Raw genomic sequence first — 16,962 nt, forward strand, 5'->3', positions numbered from 1 at the left:
GGACGTTCACAACTCGCACCGTCCACCTCCACGGCTCCCACCTAGAGTCGGCCCCATGACACGCCGCGTTCTGGTGGTCGAGGACGACCTGACCATCGCCGAGTCCGTGGCCGCACGGCTGCGGGCCGAGGGGTTCGAGGTCGACTTGGCGCACGACGGGCCGTCCGCCGTCGCCCGTGCCCGGGACACCCGGCCGGACCTCGTGGTGCTGGACGTGATGCTGCCGGGGTTCGACGGGCTGGAGGTGTGCCGGCGGATCCAGGCGCAGCGGCCGGTGCCGGTCCTCATGCTGACCGCCCGTGGTGACGAGACGGACCTGTTGGTGGGGCTCGCGGTCGGTGCTGACGACTACCTGACCAAGCCGTTCTCGATCCGTGAACTGGCCGCACGGGTGCACGCGCTGTTGCGTCGGGTGGAACGGGCGGCTTCGGCCGCGGCGGCCCGGATCACGGTGGCGGACCTGGAGATCGACTTGGCGGAACGGCGGGTGGTGCGGGGCGGCGCGGAGGCGCACTTGACGCCGACCGAGTTCGAACTGCTGGTGCACCTCGCCGAACGGCCGCGCGCGGTGCAGTCCCGTGAACGGTTGTTGAGCGAGGTGTGGGGGTGGTCGGACGGCACCGGGACGCGGACCGTGGACAGCCACATCAAGGCGTTGCGGCGGAAGTTGGGGACGGACCTGATCCGGACCGTGCACGGGATCGGCTACGCGTTGGAGGTTCCGAGATGAGTCTGCGGTCGGCGTTCTTGACCACGGTGGAGCTGCTGCCGCGCCCGTTGGACCCGGTGCGGTCGATCAAGTTGAAGCTGGGGATCCTGGTGGTGTCGGCGACGGCGGCCGGGTTCACGTACTTCCGGCTCCGGATCGGGTGGCTGGCGCCGGGCACGACGTACGGTGCGGTCGCGATCATGCTGGTGACGTCGCAGATCCTCGCGCACGGGATGACCAAGCCGTTGCGGGAGATGACGGCGGCGGTGCGGGCGATGAGGGCGGGCGACTACAGCCGGCGGGTGCGTGCGACGGCGCGGGACGAGGTCGGCGAGCTGGCCGGTGCGTTCAACCAGATGGCGGCCGATCTCGGTGCGGCGGACCAGCAGCGGCGGGAGCTGATCGCGAACGTCTCGCACGAGTTGCGGACGCCGATCACGGCTTTGCAGAGCGTGCTGGAGAACGTGGTGGACGGGGTCGCGAAGCCCGATGCGGCGACGATGCGGACGGCGTTGGCGCAGACCGAGCGGTTGAGCCGGTTGGTGACGGAATTGCTTGACCTGTCGCGGATAGACGCGGGCGCGCACAAGTTGGACAAGGCTTCTTTCGCTTTGGCGCCGTTGTTGGAGGACGTCGTGGCCGAGGCTTCGGTGGCCGCCCGGGGGGTGCGGTTCACCGTCGACGTTTCGCCGCCTGATGCCACGGTTTATGCCGACGAGGCGCGATTGGCCCAAGTGGTGGCGAACCTCTTGGACAACGCCGCTCGACACGGCCCGGCCGGCGGCGAGGTGCGCATTTCGGCTTTCGTGGGCACTGATCTGGTGCTCGAAGTGGCCGATGACGGGCCGGGAATCGCGCCACAGGACCGTGAACGCGTTTTCGAGCGCTTCACCCGTGGTGAACGGGCGGGCGGCGGTGGCACCGGCCTCGGCCTGAACATCGCCCGCTGGGTCGTCGACCTGCACGGCGGCACCATCGCCGTCGTCGACGGCCCCGGCTGCCGAATCCGAGCCACCCTCCCCGCCACCCCCACCTGACCTCCCGCGTGAGTCCTACGTTCAGGACGCGTGAGTCCTACGTTCAGAACACCCGAATTCAACGCTCAGAACGCCTCCGCGCACTCGGCGGACGATGACGCATGCCCTGGAGGCAACACCCGATGTCACCCAACCGTGCACTGCTCACCTGCGCCGCAGCCGGAATCGGAGGGGCCGTTCTCCTCCCCGACGGACCGGGCCTCGGCTGGTCGCTGACCGCCGCCGTCGTCTTCGCACTCCTGCGGAAAGTCAGACCGGTGTGGGCGGTGCTGTCGGTGGCGTTGTTCGCCGTCGGCGCGTTCGTCGCGGCGGAATGGCTCTTCGTGCTCTGCGCCTTGGCCGGGTGCGCCGCCGGATCACTCGCGGTCGTCGGGGGGCGGACCGCGCGTGGCCTGGTGTTCGGCGCCGGTGCCGTGCCGGTCGCGACAGTGTGGGCGCTGCCGTGGGTGGCACGCGGTGTGAAGGAACGGGGAACGCCGCCGATGACGCGCCCCATCCTGGTGACGGTCGGGCTGCTGCTGGTGTTCGTGCCGCTGCTCGCCGGGGCCGACGCGGCGTTCGCGGACCTGCTCAGCTTTGTCATTCCCGAGGAATCGGCTGGCCGGCCGATCACGCTGTTCCTGTCGGTCGCTTTCCTCACGGTCGGCGCGTGCTACCTGCTCGCCTCACCAGTCGACTTGGACGGGACGGCCGTCCTCCCCCGCACGGTTGCGCGGCGTGACTGGGTGCTGCCCGTGGGCGCGTTGGTGCTGCTCTTCGCCGCGTTCGTGGCCGTGCAGATCACGACCCTCTTCGCGGGCGACGAGCACGTGATCACCACGGCCGACCTCACGTACGCCGACCACGCGCGCGGCGGCTTCTGGCAACTGCTGGCCGTCACCGTGCTGACCCTGTGCGTGATCGCCATGGTCGCCCGCCTGGCCCAGCTCGACTCACCCACCGACCGCCAGTGGCTGCGCGTCCTGCTCGGTGCGCTCAGCGTGCTGACGCTGGTGATCGTCGCCTCCGCCCTCACGCGCATGTGGCTCTATCAGCAGGCTTACGGGTTCACGGTCCTCCGCGTCCTCGTCTCGGCATGCGAGCTGTGGCTTGGCGTGGTGTACCTGCTGGTCCTGGCCGCGGGCGTGCGGCTGGAAGGCGCGTGGCTGGCACGTGCCGTCGTGGGCACGGGGTTCGCCGCGCTCCTCGGGCTGGCCGCGCTCAACCCGGACCGGTTCATCGCCGAGCGCAACATCGAACGCTGGCACGCCACTTACAAGATCGACATCCGGTACCTGAGCCGGCTGTCCGACGACGCCGTGCCCGCCCTCGCCTCGCTCCCGCCGGAACTGCGCGACTGCGCCCTGGCCTACCGCCGCGTCCCGGCCGACGACTGGCGCGCGTGGAACCTCGGGCGGCAGAACGCCCGGACCACCCTCGCCGAGATCGAGAATCTCTGGTGCACACGTTCTGAGCGTTGAATTCGGGGGTCCTGAACGTAGGACTCACGGGGTCTGGAGGTTCGACACGCGGGACCTGGGGGTTCGACTCGCGCGGAGGGGAAGGGTGGGAGGGGGGCGGGATGGGTACGGGAGGGGGAACGTCCGGATCCGGAAGAGTGGAAGTGGAGGTGCCCGTCCGTGCTCGCAGCCGTCCTCACGTTCACCGGCTCGCTGCTCGTCGCACTGCTCGCCGTCACGCTCGTCCACCGGGTGGTCCAGCGCATCGGCCGCCGGTCCGCCCTGTTCGAGGGCCTCGCCCGGCACGCGCACAAGCCCGCGGTGGCCATGGCGGTCCTGGTGGCGGTGCAGTTCTCGCTGAGCGTGTCGGCCCGCGGCGACTGGCGACCGACCGCCCTGCACGCCACGGGCATAGCGCTGATCCTCGCCGGCGCGTGGCTGCTCGCCGCACTGCTCGTGGTGATCGAGGACGCGACGCTGGCACGCATCAGGGTCGACGTGTCGGACAACCGCCACGCCCGACGCGTGCACACGCAGATCACGTTGGTGCGCCGGGTCACCGTCGTGATCGTCAGCGTCCTGGCAGCCGCCGCCGTGCTGATGACGTTCCCCGGCGCACGTGCCGCCGGAACGAGCCTGCTGGCGTCCGCCGGTGTCATCGGCGCCATCGCCGCACTCGCGGCGCAGTCCTTGCTGGGCAACGTCTTCGCCGGCGTCCAGATCGCGTTCAGCGACGCGCTGCGGCTGGACGACGTGGTGATCGTGGAGAAGCAGTGGGGCCGGATCGAGGACATCACCCTCACCTACGTGGTCGTGCACCTGTGGGACGACCGGCGCCTGATCCTGCCCACCGCCTACTTCCTCAAGTGCCCGTTCGAGAACTGGACGCGCACGCAGTCGGCGCTGCTCGGCACGGTGGAGCTGGACCTCGACTGGACCGTGCCGGTGGAGGAACTGCGGCACGAGCTCCGACACGCGCTCGAAGGCAGCGACCTGTGGGACGGCCGGGTGTCGGTGATGCAGGTGACGGACGCGGTCGGGTCGTTCGTGCGGGTCCGTGCCCTGGTGAGCGCGTCGGACGCGGGCCGGCTGTGGGACCTGCGGTGCGTGGTGCGCGAGCACCTGGTCGGCTGGCTGCGGGCGCACCACCCCGGTTCGCTGCCGCAGGTGCGGGTGCGCGACCTGCCCCGGGCCACCGACCACGCGCCGGTGCCGACCATGCACGAATCGTCCGACAACCGCGTGTTCGGCGAGAGCGCGGACGGTGAAGAGCGCGTGCAGGCGTTCAGCGGACCCGACCAGCCCGTGCAACCCCGCTGACCTCGACTTCCGTCCTTGTGATGGCAGGATCGCTCCACGGGAGGGTGCATGCGGAGACTCGTACTACCGGTGCTGGCAGGGCTGGCGCTGGCGGGCTGCGGCGACCGGCAGGACACCGGTTCCCACCCCGTCCTCACGATCCCGACCAGTGCGATCTCGGAGGTCCAAGTGGTCCCGAAGCTGAGCCCACAGGGCAAGGACGTGCTCGAACAGGCCAAGCGCTCGGGCGTGAAGACCGTCGTGCTGACCGTCGCCACCGAGCGGGACAAGACCGATCAGGTGGCCGCCGGCCTGCGACGCCTGGGCGGCACCGTGGAGGCCACCGACACCACGATCGGCTACGTCCGCGTGTCCGTCCCGGTCGATCTGGCCGAGCAGGTGACGGCGATCGAGGGCATCAGCCGGGTGGACGTCGACGAACCGTTGTCCAACATCGACCCCACCCCGTAGACCACGGACAAGACCACGCACAAAACTCAGGGCCACCCCCGCGCGAAGCGGAGGTGGCCCTGAGGTCGATCAGGTGGCGTCAGGCCACGTTCTGCACGATCACCGCGCTGCGGCCGACGGTCACGCCGTCCGCCGTGCGCACGGTCAGCTCACCGCGCAGCACGCGACCGGCACCGGCCTGGCCGGCGACCGTCACCGTGCCCGGCACCGTCCACGTCTCACCGGCGGTGCGCTCGGAGTCGGTGTCGGTCACGTCGACCGAGCCGAGGCCCGGAGCGGCGAACAGGTCGATGTAGTCGTACTCCGTGGTGCCCGCGGGCACCTCGTAGCCGTCCACCCGCACCTGCCACGCGCCCGCGGCCGGGTTGTTGATCGTGACGGACTCCTCCGAGTCGCCGTCCGCCGCCTGACCGGCCAGCACGCAGGTGCCGGACGTGCAGTTGTAGACGAACAGGTCGAGGTCGGCGGACACGTCACCGGTGTTGCCGATCGTCGCGCGCAGCGACGTGGAGCCCGGCGCCACGACCAGGTCGTACGCCTGGACCGTCGCGTCGGCGATCGACGGGCGGGAGATCCGGGCGCTGGACAGCGAACCGCCGACGAGCTTGCCGGTGAACGTGGCCAGCGAGTTGGTCACCGTGTACTCGCGGCTGATCGGGGTGCCGATCGTGGCCGACGGGATGGTGTCCGGGTTCGGGCTGACCATCGTGCCCAGGACGGACGCGGACACCGAGAACGGCGCCGAGTCGGCGTCCGAGGTGCGACGCCCTTCGACCACGATCTCCCACACGCCCGGCGTCGGGTTGCTCACCGTGCGGCTGGTCGGCGTGCCACCGGCACAGCCGGCGCCCGCGTCGGGGTTGTAGCAGTTGGTCGACGACGTGGTGTCGAACGGCACGCCGTACGGGTCGTAGCGCAGGAACCGGACCTGGCCCTTGCCCGCCTCGGCGCCACCGGCCGCCATGTCGACCTTCAGCGCGCTGGTGCCGACCGGCACCTTCACGAAGAAGTTCTGCGACTGGTTGCGCGCGATCGAGCCGGTCTTGGTCACCGCGTACTTGCCCGCCGCGGTGAACTCGTCCGCCGCGAACACGGTGTTCAGGGTGAACACGTCGATGCCCGGGGTGACCGCGTTGTCGAGCTTCAGCACGGCCGAGTGCGCGCCCGCCGTGGCCGGCTTGACCTTGACGTCGAACGTCACCGGCGTGTTCAGCGGCAGGGTGACCGAGGACTTGGACGAGAACGTGCCGTCGTTGCCCTGCCACTTGACGGAGAACCGCTGGTTGCCGGCCGGACCCGTGGTGCGGGTCAGGGTGTAGGTGCGCGTGTACTCCGCACCCACGGACACGCCCTCGCGGTCGTGGATGCCGACGCCCGTGTTCGGGGTGGCCAGCAGACCGGACAGCGCGGTGTTCACGGCCACCGACGTGGTGACGGCGTGCGTGTCCGGGTGGGCGTTGAGCTGTGCCCACGCGCGCTTGGTGTCGAAGAGACCGGCACCCTGCTCGTAGGCCTGCAACGTGGTGACCCACTTGGCGCCGGACTGGATGGCGTTGCGCAGCGCCGCGACGGGCGGGCGCTCGCCGTTGTGCTCGGCCTTGTACGCGCTGATGAGCAGCGCGGCGGCGCCGGTCGCCTGCGGGGCGGCCATCGACGTGCCGTTGAACATGGCGTAGCCGGCGGGCAGGTCGTAGGTGCCGGCCACCGGGCCGGGCGCCTGCCACTGCGGCGTGGTGGAGATCGCCGAGCCGGGCGCGACGATGTTCGGCTTGAAGCCGCCGTCCTCACGCGGACCGCGCGACGAGAAGCCGTGCAGGCCCTCGCGCTGCTGCGTCACCGAGCCGTAGTTGGACAGCCAGGTGTCGGCGGTGATGTACGAGCCGACGCTCATCGCGTCCGTGGTCACCGACGGGTCGCCGACGGTGTTCGCGCCCGCGCCGCTGTTGCCGGCGGAGATGAACACCTGCACGTTGTACTCGGCGATGGTGCGGTCGTAGAGCTTCGCCCGCGCGTTGTTGCCGTCGTTGAGCGCCGGCAGGCCGCCGATCGAGATGTTGACGACGTCGGCGCCGTTGCGGGCCGCGTACAGCAGGCCGTCGATCAGGCCGCTGCTCGTGCACGACGGGGTCGACAGGCAGACCTTGACGGCCATCAGCTTGGCGCCGGGCGCCGCGCCGACCATCCTGCCGCCGAACATCTTGTTCGCCGACGTGATGCCCGCGACGTGCGTGCCGTGCGCGGCCGACATGCCGATGTTGACCCACGCGGTGGCGCCGGCGTCGTAGTTCGACTTGTCGGTCTGCACCACGAACGCGATGGTGTCGAGCACCGGCGTGGCCGGGTTGTCGACGCCGAAGTGGCCGACGTCCTTCTTGTACTTGAAGTCGATCATCGCGGTCTGGTCGGTGAAGTCGCCGTCACCGTCCACGTCCACGAGGACTTCCTTGGTGGTGACGTCCTGGATCACGCCGAACGCGTCCACGCGGTCGCCGTCGCGGTTGATGTCACCGCCCATCTCGCTGTTGGCGAGGCCCAGGTCGCCCGCGGTCTCGCGGAACAGGCCGAAGCTGTACGGGCCGCCGGTGGCCGGGGCCTTGTAGTTCACGCCGGCGTTGGCGAACGCGCCGTTGTAGCGGCCGGCGAGCTGGACCCACGTGCCGTCACCGGAGTTGGTGGCGTTGGCGTTGTACCAGTCGACGACCTTGCGCTCACCGGTCGTGGTGGTCGCCAGGGCCGGGTGGTCCAGGTCGATGCCGGAGTCCATGATCGCGATCGTGGTGCCGCGGCCGTCCCAGCGGGGGTGCTCGGACGTGAACTGCGCGGCCTTGGTGTCCTGCGTCGGCATGTACGGGTTCATCTTGGGCGTCGACGCGCCCGGAGCCGACTGCGGCAGCGGGGACGACGCGCCCTCGGGACGCGGGTTGTCGAGGACGACCAGGCCGTCCACGTCCACCGCGTTCACCGACGCGAGCTTGGCGGCCTGCTCGGCCTTGTCCCGCGGCACCGAGACCTTGAGGTAGTCGACGTCACGCTCGGTGGACTCCACCACGCCGCCCAGACCCTTGAGGTCGTTGACGGCGGAGTCGAGCTTGCCCTCCTCGGCGGCGACCAGGAGCGTGACGTTCGCCTGGCCGGCCTTCGCGGCCTCGGCGACGCGCTCCCTGTCCTGCTTGTCGAGTTGCTTGTCGGCGGGCGCGGGGGCGGATGGCGCCTCCTGCGCGACGGCCGACCCGGCGACGAAGCCGAACCCAGTGGTGCCCAGCACGGCGGCCAGCAAGGCCGCACTGGTGCGGTGTCTCCACCGGCTTCCTGAGTTGATCACGGCGCAAACCCTTCGTGGGGAAAGATTGGCGCAAGCACATCTCTCCGACCACCGGGTGACAATCGGGCGAATGGCCCCAATGACAAGTCCACATTGGACTGATCGGGCTATTGCGCAAACGCGCGAGAAGTGCCGCACAACTCCGGAACGGGTGCGACTACTCCAGTCAAGAGCCGACCGGCCGGAATGTCAAACACTGTCAACGGTGAACCGCTCGGAAGCGTGGGAAATCCGTAACAAATCGCACATCAACGCGATGGCGAGCACACTGGACTACATCGTGGACACAGAGCCGATCGACCGGATCGCCGACGAGCTGTACGCCCTGCCGCCGGCGGACTTCGTCGCGGCCAGGGACACCCACGCGCGCATCGCCACCGAGCACGGCGACAAGGCGTTGGCCAAGCAGATCTCGGCCCTGCGCAAGCCGACCGCGTCGGCGTGGGCGCTGAACCTGCTGGCCCGCGAGGGCGCGTCCGACCTGGCCGAAGCAGTCGCCCTGGGTGACGAGCTGCGTACCGCGCAGGAGGAATTGCGCGGTAGCGCGCTGCGGCAGCTCGGTGCGCGGCGGCGTGCGGTGCTGAGCGCGCTCGTGCGGCGGGTGGAGTCGTTGGCGAAGGACGCCGGTCAGCCGCTCGGGTCGGACGCGGTGCAGCAGGTGCGCACCACGTTGACCGCGGCGTTGGCCGACGCGGTGCTGGCGGCGCGGATCAAGGCGGGTCGGCTGGTCAAGCCGGTCGAGCTGTCCGGCTTCGGGCCGTTGAGCGAGCACGCCGTGCCGGTGCGCGACGACTTGGCTCCACGCCGTGAGCAGCGGCGGGAACGGCAGCTGGCGCGCGCTCGGGACGACATCAGCGCCGCGCAGGCCGACGTGAAGAAGGCGGACACGGCCGTGACGGAGGCCGAGCAGACGTTGGCCGAGCGCGAGGAGCACACCGCCACGCTGCAGGCCGAGCTGCGGCGGGCGCAGCAGGCCGAGCAGGAGGCGTCCACCAGGCTGGCGCGGGCCAAGCGCCGGGCCGAGACCTCCCGGGAGAAGCTCGCAGGGGCCGAGACCCGGATGACCGAGCTGCGCGGTGACGCCTGATCGACTTCGGACCGTCACCGCCGGCGCTGACGCTCCGTAGTGATGCCTGCCACGCCGGGGGTAATCCGGGGAACACCCACCGGACACCCCCCGTTCTACTGTTGGTCGGCAAGTGGACGCCGCACCGGACGTCAGGCCCCGCAGGCACCACCCCCCAATGCCCGCGAGGCAACCTCTCCCCGAGACGTTGCAGGTTGCGCCCACGCACACCCGACCGCCGTCGGCCGAACGGTTCCCCCACCGGACGGCCGACGGCCTTTACTTGGGTCACCGGTAATCGGTAGCCGCAGCTCAGACCATGTACTGGTCGTGCCGGGCGTAGAATTCGGCCCACTCCTCGCGGCTCAACTGCCGCCCCGAATCAAGGATCTCCGCGAGTTCCAGGAAGAACTTCTCCCGGGGCGGGGCGGGCGCGAACAGGATCAACATCGAGGCGGGTTCGTCGGTGTCGTTGCGGAAAGCGTGGACACCGCCTTCCGGCACGTACAGGAAATCACCCGCTGCGCCGTTCACCCACGTCTCGCCGTTGAACAGGCTGACCACTCCGGCGGTCACGTAGAACGACTCCGAGAACGTCTTGTGGAAGTGCGGTGCGGCGCCGCCCGCGCGCGGCTTCATCCGCCAGTCGAACAGGCCGAACTGGTTGCGCGTGACGGTGCCCGGCGCGACCAGCCGTGCCTGGCTCTGCGGCCGGTCGATGGTCCGCACCTCCGCCACCGGTCGCCACACCGCGCTGACCTCGCCCACGTCACCCGTGTACGTCACCGTGACCACTCCCTAAAGTGAATCTTCTTCAACTCTCGTCCACCACGCGCACTTCGATCTAGACTCGCCCGATGGCACATGACGCGGATGTCATCGTCGTCGGCGCGGGTCTGGCGGGTCTCGTCGCCACCGCCGAGCTGGTCGACGCGGGACGCAAGGTCATCCTGCTCGACCAGGAGCCGGAGGCGGCGTTCGGCGGGCAGGCGTTCTGGTCGTTCGGCGGGTTGTTCCTGGTGGACAGCCCGGAGCAGCGGCGGCTGAAGGTCAAGGACTCGGCGGAGCTGGCGTTGCAGGACTGGCTGGGCTCGGCCGCGTTCGACCGGGAGTGCGACCACTGGCCGCGTCGGTGGGCCGAGGCCTACGTGAACTTCGCGGCGGGCGAGAAGCGGTCGTGGCTGCACGCGATGGGCGTGCGCTGGTTCCCGCTCGTGCAGTGGGCCGAGCGCGGCGGGTACCTGGCCGACGGCCACGGGAACTCCGTGCCCCGGTTCCACGTCACCTGGGGCACCGGGCCCGGGATCGTCGCGCCGTTCGAGCGGCGGGTGCGGGAGGGCGTGGAGCGCGGGCTCGTGCAGCTGAAGTTCCGGCACCGCGTCACCGGGCTGACCATGACGGGCGGTGCGGTGGACGGCGTGCGCGGCTCCGTGCTGGAGGACAGTGCCGTCGAGCGTGGGGTGGCCAGTTCGCGCACGGTCGTCTCGGACTTCGAGCTGCGTGCGCAGGCGGTCGTCGTCACGTCCGGTGGCATCGGCGCGAACCACGACATGGTCCGCCGCAACTGGCCCGCGCGCCTCGGCACGCCGCCCGCGCACATGCTGTCCGGTGTCCCCGACCACGTCGACGGCGAGATGCTGAAGGTCGTGCAGGACACCGGCGGCGAGATCATCAACGAAGACCGCATGTGGCACTACCCCGAGGGCATCGCCAACTACGCGCCGATCTGGAGCAGGCACGGCATCCGCATCCTGCCGGGGCCGTCGTCGCTGTGGCTGGACGCCACCGGGCAGCGGCTGCCGATCCCGCTGTTCCCGGGCTTCGACGCGTTGGGGGCGTTGGAGCACATCGTGAAGACCGGGCACGGGTACTCGTGGTTCGTGCTGAACCAGCGGATCATCGGCAAGGAGTTCGCGCTGTCCGGGTCGGAGCAGAACCCCGACCTGACCGGCAAGGACGTCCGTGCGGTGCTGAAGCGCGCGCTGCCGGGCGCCGTCGCGCCGGTGGAGGAGTTCGCGAAGCGGTCGGAGGAGTTCATCTTCGGGCGCACGGCGGCCGAGCTGGCGGCCGGGATGAACAAGCTGACCGGCACGTCCATGATCGATGCCGCCGCCCTGCACCGCACGATCGTCGAGCGCGACCGGCAGGTGATCTCCGGGCTGGGCAAGGACATGCAGATCAACGCCATGCGCGAGGCCCGGAAGTTCATCACGGACAAGCTGATCCGGGTGGTCGAGCCGCACCCGTTGCTGGACCCGAAGGCCGGGCCGCTGATCGCCGTGCGCCTCTCCGTGCTGACGCGCAAGACCCTGGGCGGCTTGCACACCGACTTGTCGGCCCGGGTCCTTCAATCTGACGGCTCGCCCCTGCCCGGCGTCTACGCGGCCGGTGAGGCGTCCGGTTTCGGCGGCGGCGGCGTCCACGGCTACCGCGCGTTGGAGGGCACGTTCCTGGGCGGCTGCCTGTTCTCCGGCCGCGTGGCCGGCCGCGCCGCCGCCGAGGCGACCGGCTGACCGCGCACCACCCGTTCGTGTAGGCAGAACTGCGGACCGCCACACCGGACCCACCGCTACCTTCGGCTGATGGCGTGGGTACGGCGGGTGGCGGTCGCGTTGGTGGCGGTGGTCGTGCTCGGTGCCGCCGCGTGGACCGGCTACCGCCTCACCGCCGACCCACCCGCGACCGGAGCCGTGCCGTCCGCGTCACCGACGTCGACATCGGCATCGGCACAGCCGGATAACCGGAGCGACCCCGAACCGGACGAGCCCGCCGACTTCTACGCCGGACGCGTCCCCGGGTCGTGGGCGCAGGTGATCAGGACCCGACCGGACGGGCTGCCCGAGGTCGGCGGTCCGCCGGGCGACTCACGGGCGGGCGCCGGCGACTGCGCCCCGCCCTACCGCGCCGCGCGTGCGGCCGGCGGGGTCGACGGGCACCAGACGAACGTCCGGATCACCGTGGTGCCCAGGTCGTTCAAGACCGTCACGGTCACCGCGCTGCGGGTTCGCCGCCTGGACGTCCGCTGGGTGGGCGACGCGCCGCGCTACCTCTACCAGTGCAAGCAACCCCGTGACAGCGGCGGGTGGCGGAACGACTTCGAAGTCCACGCGCACGAGGCCGAGGTGCACGAGCCGCTCCGGGACGGCGCCACCCTGCCGAACACCGTGACCGCGGACCGCGGCGAGGCGTGGACGGTGGAGGGGTTGGTCGTCGCGATGGGCAACGTCCACCAGTGGCAGGTCGAGATCGACTACACCGCGGACGGCGTGCAGCGCACCAAGGTCCTCGACCGGGACGGCTACGGACAGGCGTTCGTGACCGAGGCGGCTCAGCGCACCTACGACTTCGACGAGGTCTTCGTCTGGTGCGCCGAGCCCGGTCCGCCGGGGTTCCGCGCCGAGTGCTGACCGTCGCGGAGGTCTGCTAGCGGCCCGACCACACCGTGCCACCGAGCGACGCGTACGAGTGCGCGACGCCGCTCGTGGCGGCGGTGGCGAAGTCGCCGTCCGGCCCGGTCACGGTCTTGGTGCCCGGCTTGCCGCGGCTGGTGTACTCGACGTCGATCTGCCAGCGGCACAAGCACTTCGTGGTGATCGGGGTGATGTCGATGGTCTTGGTGGCGTCGTGCGCCAACTCCTGCACGGTGTCCGCCGCGTAGGGGCTGCCCGCGCTGCCGTCCCGGGTCTGGTGGCGCACGACCGGGCTGTCCTCGTCCAGGTCCACCACGACGCGGTCGGGCGAGCCGGACGTGACGCAGCCGAACGCCGTGCCGGTCGGCGGGGCCAGCCGTTCGGTGACCCGCACGACGATGCGGTTCACCACGGCCGTGCCGCCCTGGTTGTGCAGGTTGAGGCGGACCACCGTGCCGCTCGCGTAGGTGCCGCCCCGCGCGACCGCCCACTGGACGACCGATCGGCAGCTCTTGTCGTTCGGGAAGTCCCGCGGCCCCAGGTTCTCCCCGAGCACGGCGGCGGGCAGGTCCACGTCCGGCTGGTAGGCGGCGGTGGCCGTGAGGTCGGATTCGCGCGACCAGTACCCGTAGAAGGCCGCGCCACCGAGCACCAGCCCGATCGCCGCGACCGCGGCCCACGCGTGCCACCAGCGGAAGCCGCGCTTGTCCACGTGGATGCCGCCGTGCACCACACCGGCCTGCAACACCGTTCCGCCGGTGGTGCGGTCCACCGAGTTCCGGAAGGTGGATTCGTCGTTCACCATCGCCGCCCCTCGATGTCCCGGACCAATGTAGGGGCGCGGTCATCGGACCGAATACGTAGAAGGGCGGATTCCCCCATTGGTGTGTCAGAGGGTCGGGCAGGTCGTCAGGTCCAGCTTGCGGGCCAGGTCGTCGGCGTCGGCCAGGCGCAGGTCGCGGTAGAGCTGGTGGGCGGCTTGCCAGTGGGGGCGGGCGGCGGTGGGGCCTTCGGACTGCTCCAGGACGTCGCCGATCGCCCGGTGGCACAAGGCTTCCTGGTAGTGGTCGCCCAAGCGGGCCGCCAGCGCGAGGCCCGCGCGGTACGACTCCAGGGCCTCGTCGGCACGGCCCAGTTGCTGGGACGCGGTGCCCACGGTGTGGAGGGCGGCGGTGTGTGCCTTGGACGGCGCGGACGGGAACAACGTCAGCGCTTCGGTCGCGTGGCGTAACGCCGCCTCCGGCTGGTGCTTGCGCAGCAGCACGTTCGCCAGGTTGTTCTGGATGCTCGCCTGCGACCGGCGGTCCCCCACCTCCCGCGCCACGTCCAGCGCCTCCAGGATCACCTCCTGCGCCCGGTCCAGTTGGTCGTCCGCCATCAGGCAGTACCCCAGGTTCGCCAACGCCGCCAGCTCCAGGTGCCGGTCACCGCCCGCCAACGCCGCCGCCCGCGTGCACGCCTCGACCGCCTCGTCGATCCGCCCCAGGTCGGCCAACGTCGAGCCCAACCGCAGCAGGAACGTCGCCTCCGCGTGCGCGTCACCCAGCGAACGCGTCGCGGCCAACCCGATGCGGCACAACGCCAACCGGTCCATCCGGTTGCCACGACGGAAGTGGAACGCGTCCAGGCACAGCGCGAGCTGCCACGTCCGCTCCCGCAGCCCGCCGTTCACCGCCATGTCCAGCGCCAGCCCCAGGTTCGCCTCCTCCGACGTGAACCAGTCCAACGCCGTCGCGTGCGACAACAGCTCCGGGAACGACGACGGCGGGTGCTCGGCCGGACCGAACGGCCGGACGTGGTCGGACAGGTGCGTCCGCGCCCGGTCCGCCACGTGCAGGTAGTAGTCCAACAGCCGGTGCGTCGCCAAGTCCACTTCGGACTCGGTGGCCGCCAGGTGGTGCGTGAACAGCCGCACCAGGTCGTGCCGCGAGTACCGGTCCGGCGTCGACTCGTGCAACAGGTTCGCGTACGCCAGCGTCCGCAGGTGCGTCCGCGCGCTGACCACGTTGATGTCCAGCAACGCCGCCGCCGTGTAGCTGTCCAGGTCCGTTCCCGGGTGCAGCCCGAGCCGGCGGAACAGCCGCGCCGCGCCCTCCGGCAGCTCCCGGTAGCTCACCGCCAGCGCCGCGTGCACCCCACGCCCCGCCTCCGGCAGCGACAACGCCGACAGCCGCCCCTGCTCGTCACGCAGCTCGTCCACCAGCGACTGGATCGTCCACCGCGGCCGTGACGCGAGCCGCGCGCCCGCGATCCGCAGGGCCAGCGGCAGCCGGTCGCACTGCTCCACCAGCTCGGCCACCGCGTCCGGTTCCTGCTCGATCCGTTGCCGCCCGAGCAGAGCGGCCAACAGGTCCTCGGCGTTCGACTCCGGCAACGTCGGCACGTGCAGCGACGACGCGCCCTCCGTCACCACGAGGTCGTCCAGCCGGTGCCGGCTCGTCACCAGCACCAGGCACCGGGCCGACCCCGGCAGCAGCGGACGGACCTGCGCGGCCGACCGGGCGTTGTCCAGGAACACCAGCACCCGACGCCCGGCCAGCAGCGACCGGTACTGCGCGGCCTGGTCCTCCAGGTCGACCGCGATCTCCGTGTCGGTCAGCCCCAACGCCCGCAGGAACCCGATCAACGCCGTCCGCGGGTCCAGCGGCTCCGTCTCGTCGAACCCGCGCAGGTTCACGAACAGCTGGCCGTCCGGGAAGTCGCCGGCCACCCGGTGCGCCCAGCGCAGCGCCAACGCCGTCTTGCCCACCCCGGCCGGACCGACCAGCAGACCGATCGCCGAGTCCTGCCCGCTCAGGCTCTCACCCAGGTCCGACAGTTCCGGCTCACGTCCGACGAACCCGCGATGTTCACGCGGCAACTGCGCGGGCGCACGCCCCACCGGCACGGACGGCGCGGTGTCACCCGCCAGCACGGTCTGGTAGGCGTCCCGCAGCTCCGGCCCGGGGTCCACGCCCAGCTCCTCGACCAGCCGTTCCCGCGTCCGGTGGAACAACGCCAACGCCTCGGCCTGCCGTCCGGTCCAGTGCAGCGCCAGCACCAGCCGTGACACCAACGCCTCGCGCAACGGGTTCGCCTCCACCGCGTCCCGCAGCACGGACACCGCCTCGGCCGCCCGGTTCAGCCTCGACAGCCGCGTCGCCAGCTCCTGCACGGCCACCAGCCGCAGCTCCTCCAGCCGCGCGGACACCGCCTCGCGCAGCTGGTCGCCCGGCACGTCCGCGAGCACCGGCCCGCGCCACAACGCCAACGCCTCCCGCAGCAGCTCGACCGCGTCGGCGTCCACCGCGTCACGTGCGGTCGCCAGCAGGTCCTCGAACCGGAACACGTCGACAGCGGAACGTTCGCCGGTCAACACGTAACCGGGAGCACGGGTGACGAGCGCGACACCGCCGGTCAAAACCTTGCGAAGCTGGGCGATATGCCCCTGAAGGGCGGCTTTCGCCTGTGGCGGCGGTGAGCCGTCCCACACCAGGTCGAGGAGCCGGTCGCCGGACACCACGCGGTTCAGCTCCAGGGCGAGGGCCGCGAGGACCGTCCGCCGCTTGGCCGCACCCAGCCGGACAGCTTCCCCACCTGGGCAAACCAGCTCAACGGGACCGAGCAGGTTCACCCGCATTCGCAGCCCTTTCGGCGTTGTCACCGTGTAGTCGCAGAGTTTCCCACAGTGGCGGGCCTGGTCCGGGGTACCGCGCGCGACGTCACGTTGGGGCGGCGTTGGCCGGGCGTTGGAGCGCACCGCGAAGGTGGGTTCCGTCCATCAGACCGCCTTCACGAGGGATACCGATGTACATCGCCGAAACCGGGGATGCAGTGGCCCCGCCCCAGGAGATCCCGACCGTGAACGGGAAGGTCGTGGCACTCCAGGAGACCGTGAACACCGGCCAGGTGTCGCTCGATCCCGTCACCGGCGAAGAGTTGCGCAAGATGCTCGTGGAGCAGATGGACCTGGTCGACTCCTGGCTGGAGCGCGCCGGTCGGCTGGCCCGTCCCGCGCCGCTGGGCGCCAACCCCGTCGGCGACCGGATGGCGCACAAGTTCGAGGCTCGCGCCGACGGCGGCGACCCGCGCTCGTTCGTCGCCGTGATGACCGCCTACCGCGAGGTCTTGCAGCAGACGCACGACTCGGTGCAGTCCGCGATCCGCAACTTCATCGCCGTCGACGAGGAGCACGGCTCCGCGTTCGTCCGGCTGAGCGCGAACTGAGAG

The 16,962-nt window shown here is 70.8% G+C and carries 13 protein-coding genes; 9 read left to right on the forward strand and 4 right to left on the reverse strand.

The window, feature by feature from the left end; translation table 11 throughout:
* Window positions 1–55: 55 nt before the first annotated feature.
* From F4560_RS27285 to F4560_RS27305, 5 genes are all read left to right on the forward strand, one after another.
* The gene (locus tag F4560_RS27285; RefSeq protein ID WP_184924517.1) at window positions 56–730 is read left to right on the forward strand and encodes a response regulator transcription factor; all 675 of its coding nucleotides are present in this window, start codon (window positions 56–58) and stop codon (window positions 728–730) included.
* Window positions 727–1,746, forward strand: a complete 1,020-nt coding sequence (locus F4560_RS27290; RefSeq protein ID WP_184924519.1) for a HAMP domain-containing sensor histidine kinase — start codon at window positions 727–729, stop codon at window positions 1,744–1,746. Before F4560_RS27285 ends, F4560_RS27290 begins: the two co-directional genes overlap by 4 nt.
* A 122-nt stretch (window positions 1,747–1,868) precedes the next feature.
* The gene (locus F4560_RS27295; RefSeq protein ID WP_184924522.1) at window positions 1,869–3,206 is read left to right on the forward strand and encodes a DUF4153 domain-containing protein; all 1,338 of its coding nucleotides are present in this window, start codon (window positions 1,869–1,871) and stop codon (window positions 3,204–3,206) included.
* Window positions 3,207–3,365: 159 nt separating this feature from the next.
* Window positions 3,366–4,505 (forward strand): mechanosensitive ion channel family protein, encoded by a 1,140-nt coding sequence (locus tag F4560_RS27300; RefSeq protein ID WP_184924523.1) that lies wholly within the window; start codon window positions 3,366–3,368, stop codon window positions 4,503–4,505.
* A 48-nt stretch (window positions 4,506–4,553) separates the two neighbouring features.
* Window positions 4,554–4,955, forward strand: coding sequence for a hypothetical protein (locus F4560_RS27305; RefSeq protein WP_184924535.1), 402 nt, complete (start codon window positions 4,554–4,556; stop codon window positions 4,953–4,955).
* A gap of 79 nt (window positions 4,956–5,034) precedes the next feature.
* On the opposite strand, the gene F4560_RS27310 is transcribed toward F4560_RS27305, so the two are convergent.
* Window positions 5,035–8,277 carry a S8 family serine peptidase gene (locus F4560_RS27310; protein WP_184924537.1) on the reverse strand — a complete coding sequence of 1,081 codons (3,243 nt, stop codon included), beginning with the start codon at window positions 8,275–8,277 and terminating at the stop codon, window positions 5,035–5,037.
* Between the two features lie 256 nt (window positions 8,278–8,533).
* Here F4560_RS27310 and F4560_RS27315 point away from each other — a divergent pair, with 256 nt between their 5' ends.
* The gene (locus F4560_RS27315) at window positions 8,534–9,364 is read left to right on the forward strand and encodes a hypothetical protein (RefSeq protein WP_184924539.1); all 831 of its coding nucleotides are present in this window, start codon (window positions 8,534–8,536) and stop codon (window positions 9,362–9,364) included.
* A gap of 291 nt (window positions 9,365–9,655) precedes the next feature.
* On the opposite strand, the gene F4560_RS27320 is transcribed toward F4560_RS27315, so the two are convergent.
* Window positions 9,656–10,129: a cupin domain-containing protein gene (locus tag F4560_RS27320; protein ID WP_312869508.1), complete on the reverse strand. Its 474-nt coding sequence runs from the start codon at window positions 10,127–10,129 to the stop codon at window positions 9,656–9,658.
* Between the two features lie 71 nt (window positions 10,130–10,200).
* On the opposite strand from F4560_RS27320, the gene F4560_RS27325 reads away from it, so the two are divergent.
* Both F4560_RS27325 and F4560_RS27330 read left to right on the forward strand, forming a co-directional pair.
* On the forward strand, window positions 10,201–11,856 hold the full coding sequence (locus tag F4560_RS27325; RefSeq protein ID WP_184924541.1) for an FAD-binding dehydrogenase: 1,656 nt from the start codon (window positions 10,201–10,203) through the stop codon (window positions 11,854–11,856).
* A gap of 69 nt (window positions 11,857–11,925) precedes the next feature.
* Window positions 11,926–12,750: a hypothetical protein gene (locus tag F4560_RS27330; protein WP_184924544.1), complete on the forward strand. Its 825-nt coding sequence runs from the start codon at window positions 11,926–11,928 to the stop codon at window positions 12,748–12,750.
* A 16-nt stretch (window positions 12,751–12,766) separates the two neighbouring features.
* Here the strand turns inward: F4560_RS27330 and F4560_RS27335 are convergent, their stop codons facing one another.
* Window positions 12,767–13,558, reverse strand: a complete 792-nt coding sequence (locus tag F4560_RS27335) for a hypothetical protein (RefSeq protein ID WP_184924546.1) — start codon at window positions 13,556–13,558, stop codon at window positions 12,767–12,769.
* Window positions 13,559–13,642: 84 nt separating this feature from the next.
* Window positions 13,643–16,372, reverse strand: a complete 2,730-nt coding sequence (locus F4560_RS27340) for an AfsR/SARP family transcriptional regulator (RefSeq protein ID WP_184924548.1) — start codon at window positions 16,370–16,372, stop codon at window positions 13,643–13,645.
* 221 nt (window positions 16,373–16,593) lie between these two features.
* Between F4560_RS27340 and F4560_RS27345 the strand changes: the two genes are divergently transcribed.
* A complete protein-coding gene (locus F4560_RS27345; protein WP_312869509.1) occupies window positions 16,594–16,959 on the forward strand; it encodes a hypothetical protein in 366 nt (121 codons plus the stop codon).
* Window positions 16,960–16,962 lie beyond the last annotated feature (3 nt).

The organism is Saccharothrix ecbatanensis (assembly GCF_014205015.1).
Taxonomy (GTDB): Bacteria; Actinomycetota; Actinomycetes; order Mycobacteriales; family Pseudonocardiaceae; genus Actinosynnema; species Actinosynnema ecbatanense.

Coding starts and splice junctions, on each gene's coding strand:
- F4560_RS27340 (WP_184924548.1), bottom strand. CDS start 16,372: ATGCGGGTGAACCTGCTCGGTCCCGTTGAGCTGGTTTGCCCAGGTGGG.
- F4560_RS27305 (WP_184924535.1), top strand. CDS start 4,554: ATGCGGAGACTCGTACTACCGGTGCTGGCAGGGCTGGCGCTGGCGGGC.
- F4560_RS27285 (WP_184924517.1), top strand. CDS start 56: ATGACACGCCGCGTTCTGGTGGTCGAGGACGACCTGACCATCGCCGAG.
- F4560_RS27295 (WP_184924522.1), top strand. CDS start 1,869: ATGTCACCCAACCGTGCACTGCTCACCTGCGCCGCAGCCGGAATCGGA.
- F4560_RS27330 (WP_184924544.1), top strand. CDS start 11,926: ATGGCGTGGGTACGGCGGGTGGCGGTCGCGTTGGTGGCGGTGGTCGTG.
- F4560_RS27325 (WP_184924541.1), top strand. CDS start 10,201: ATGGCACATGACGCGGATGTCATCGTCGTCGGCGCGGGTCTGGCGGGT.
- F4560_RS27315 (WP_184924539.1), top strand. CDS start 8,534: ATGGCGAGCACACTGGACTACATCGTGGACACAGAGCCGATCGACCGG.
- F4560_RS27335 (WP_184924546.1), bottom strand. CDS start 13,558: ATGGTGAACGACGAATCCACCTTCCGGAACTCGGTGGACCGCACCACC.
- F4560_RS27290 (WP_184924519.1), top strand. CDS start 727: ATGAGTCTGCGGTCGGCGTTCTTGACCACGGTGGAGCTGCTGCCGCGC.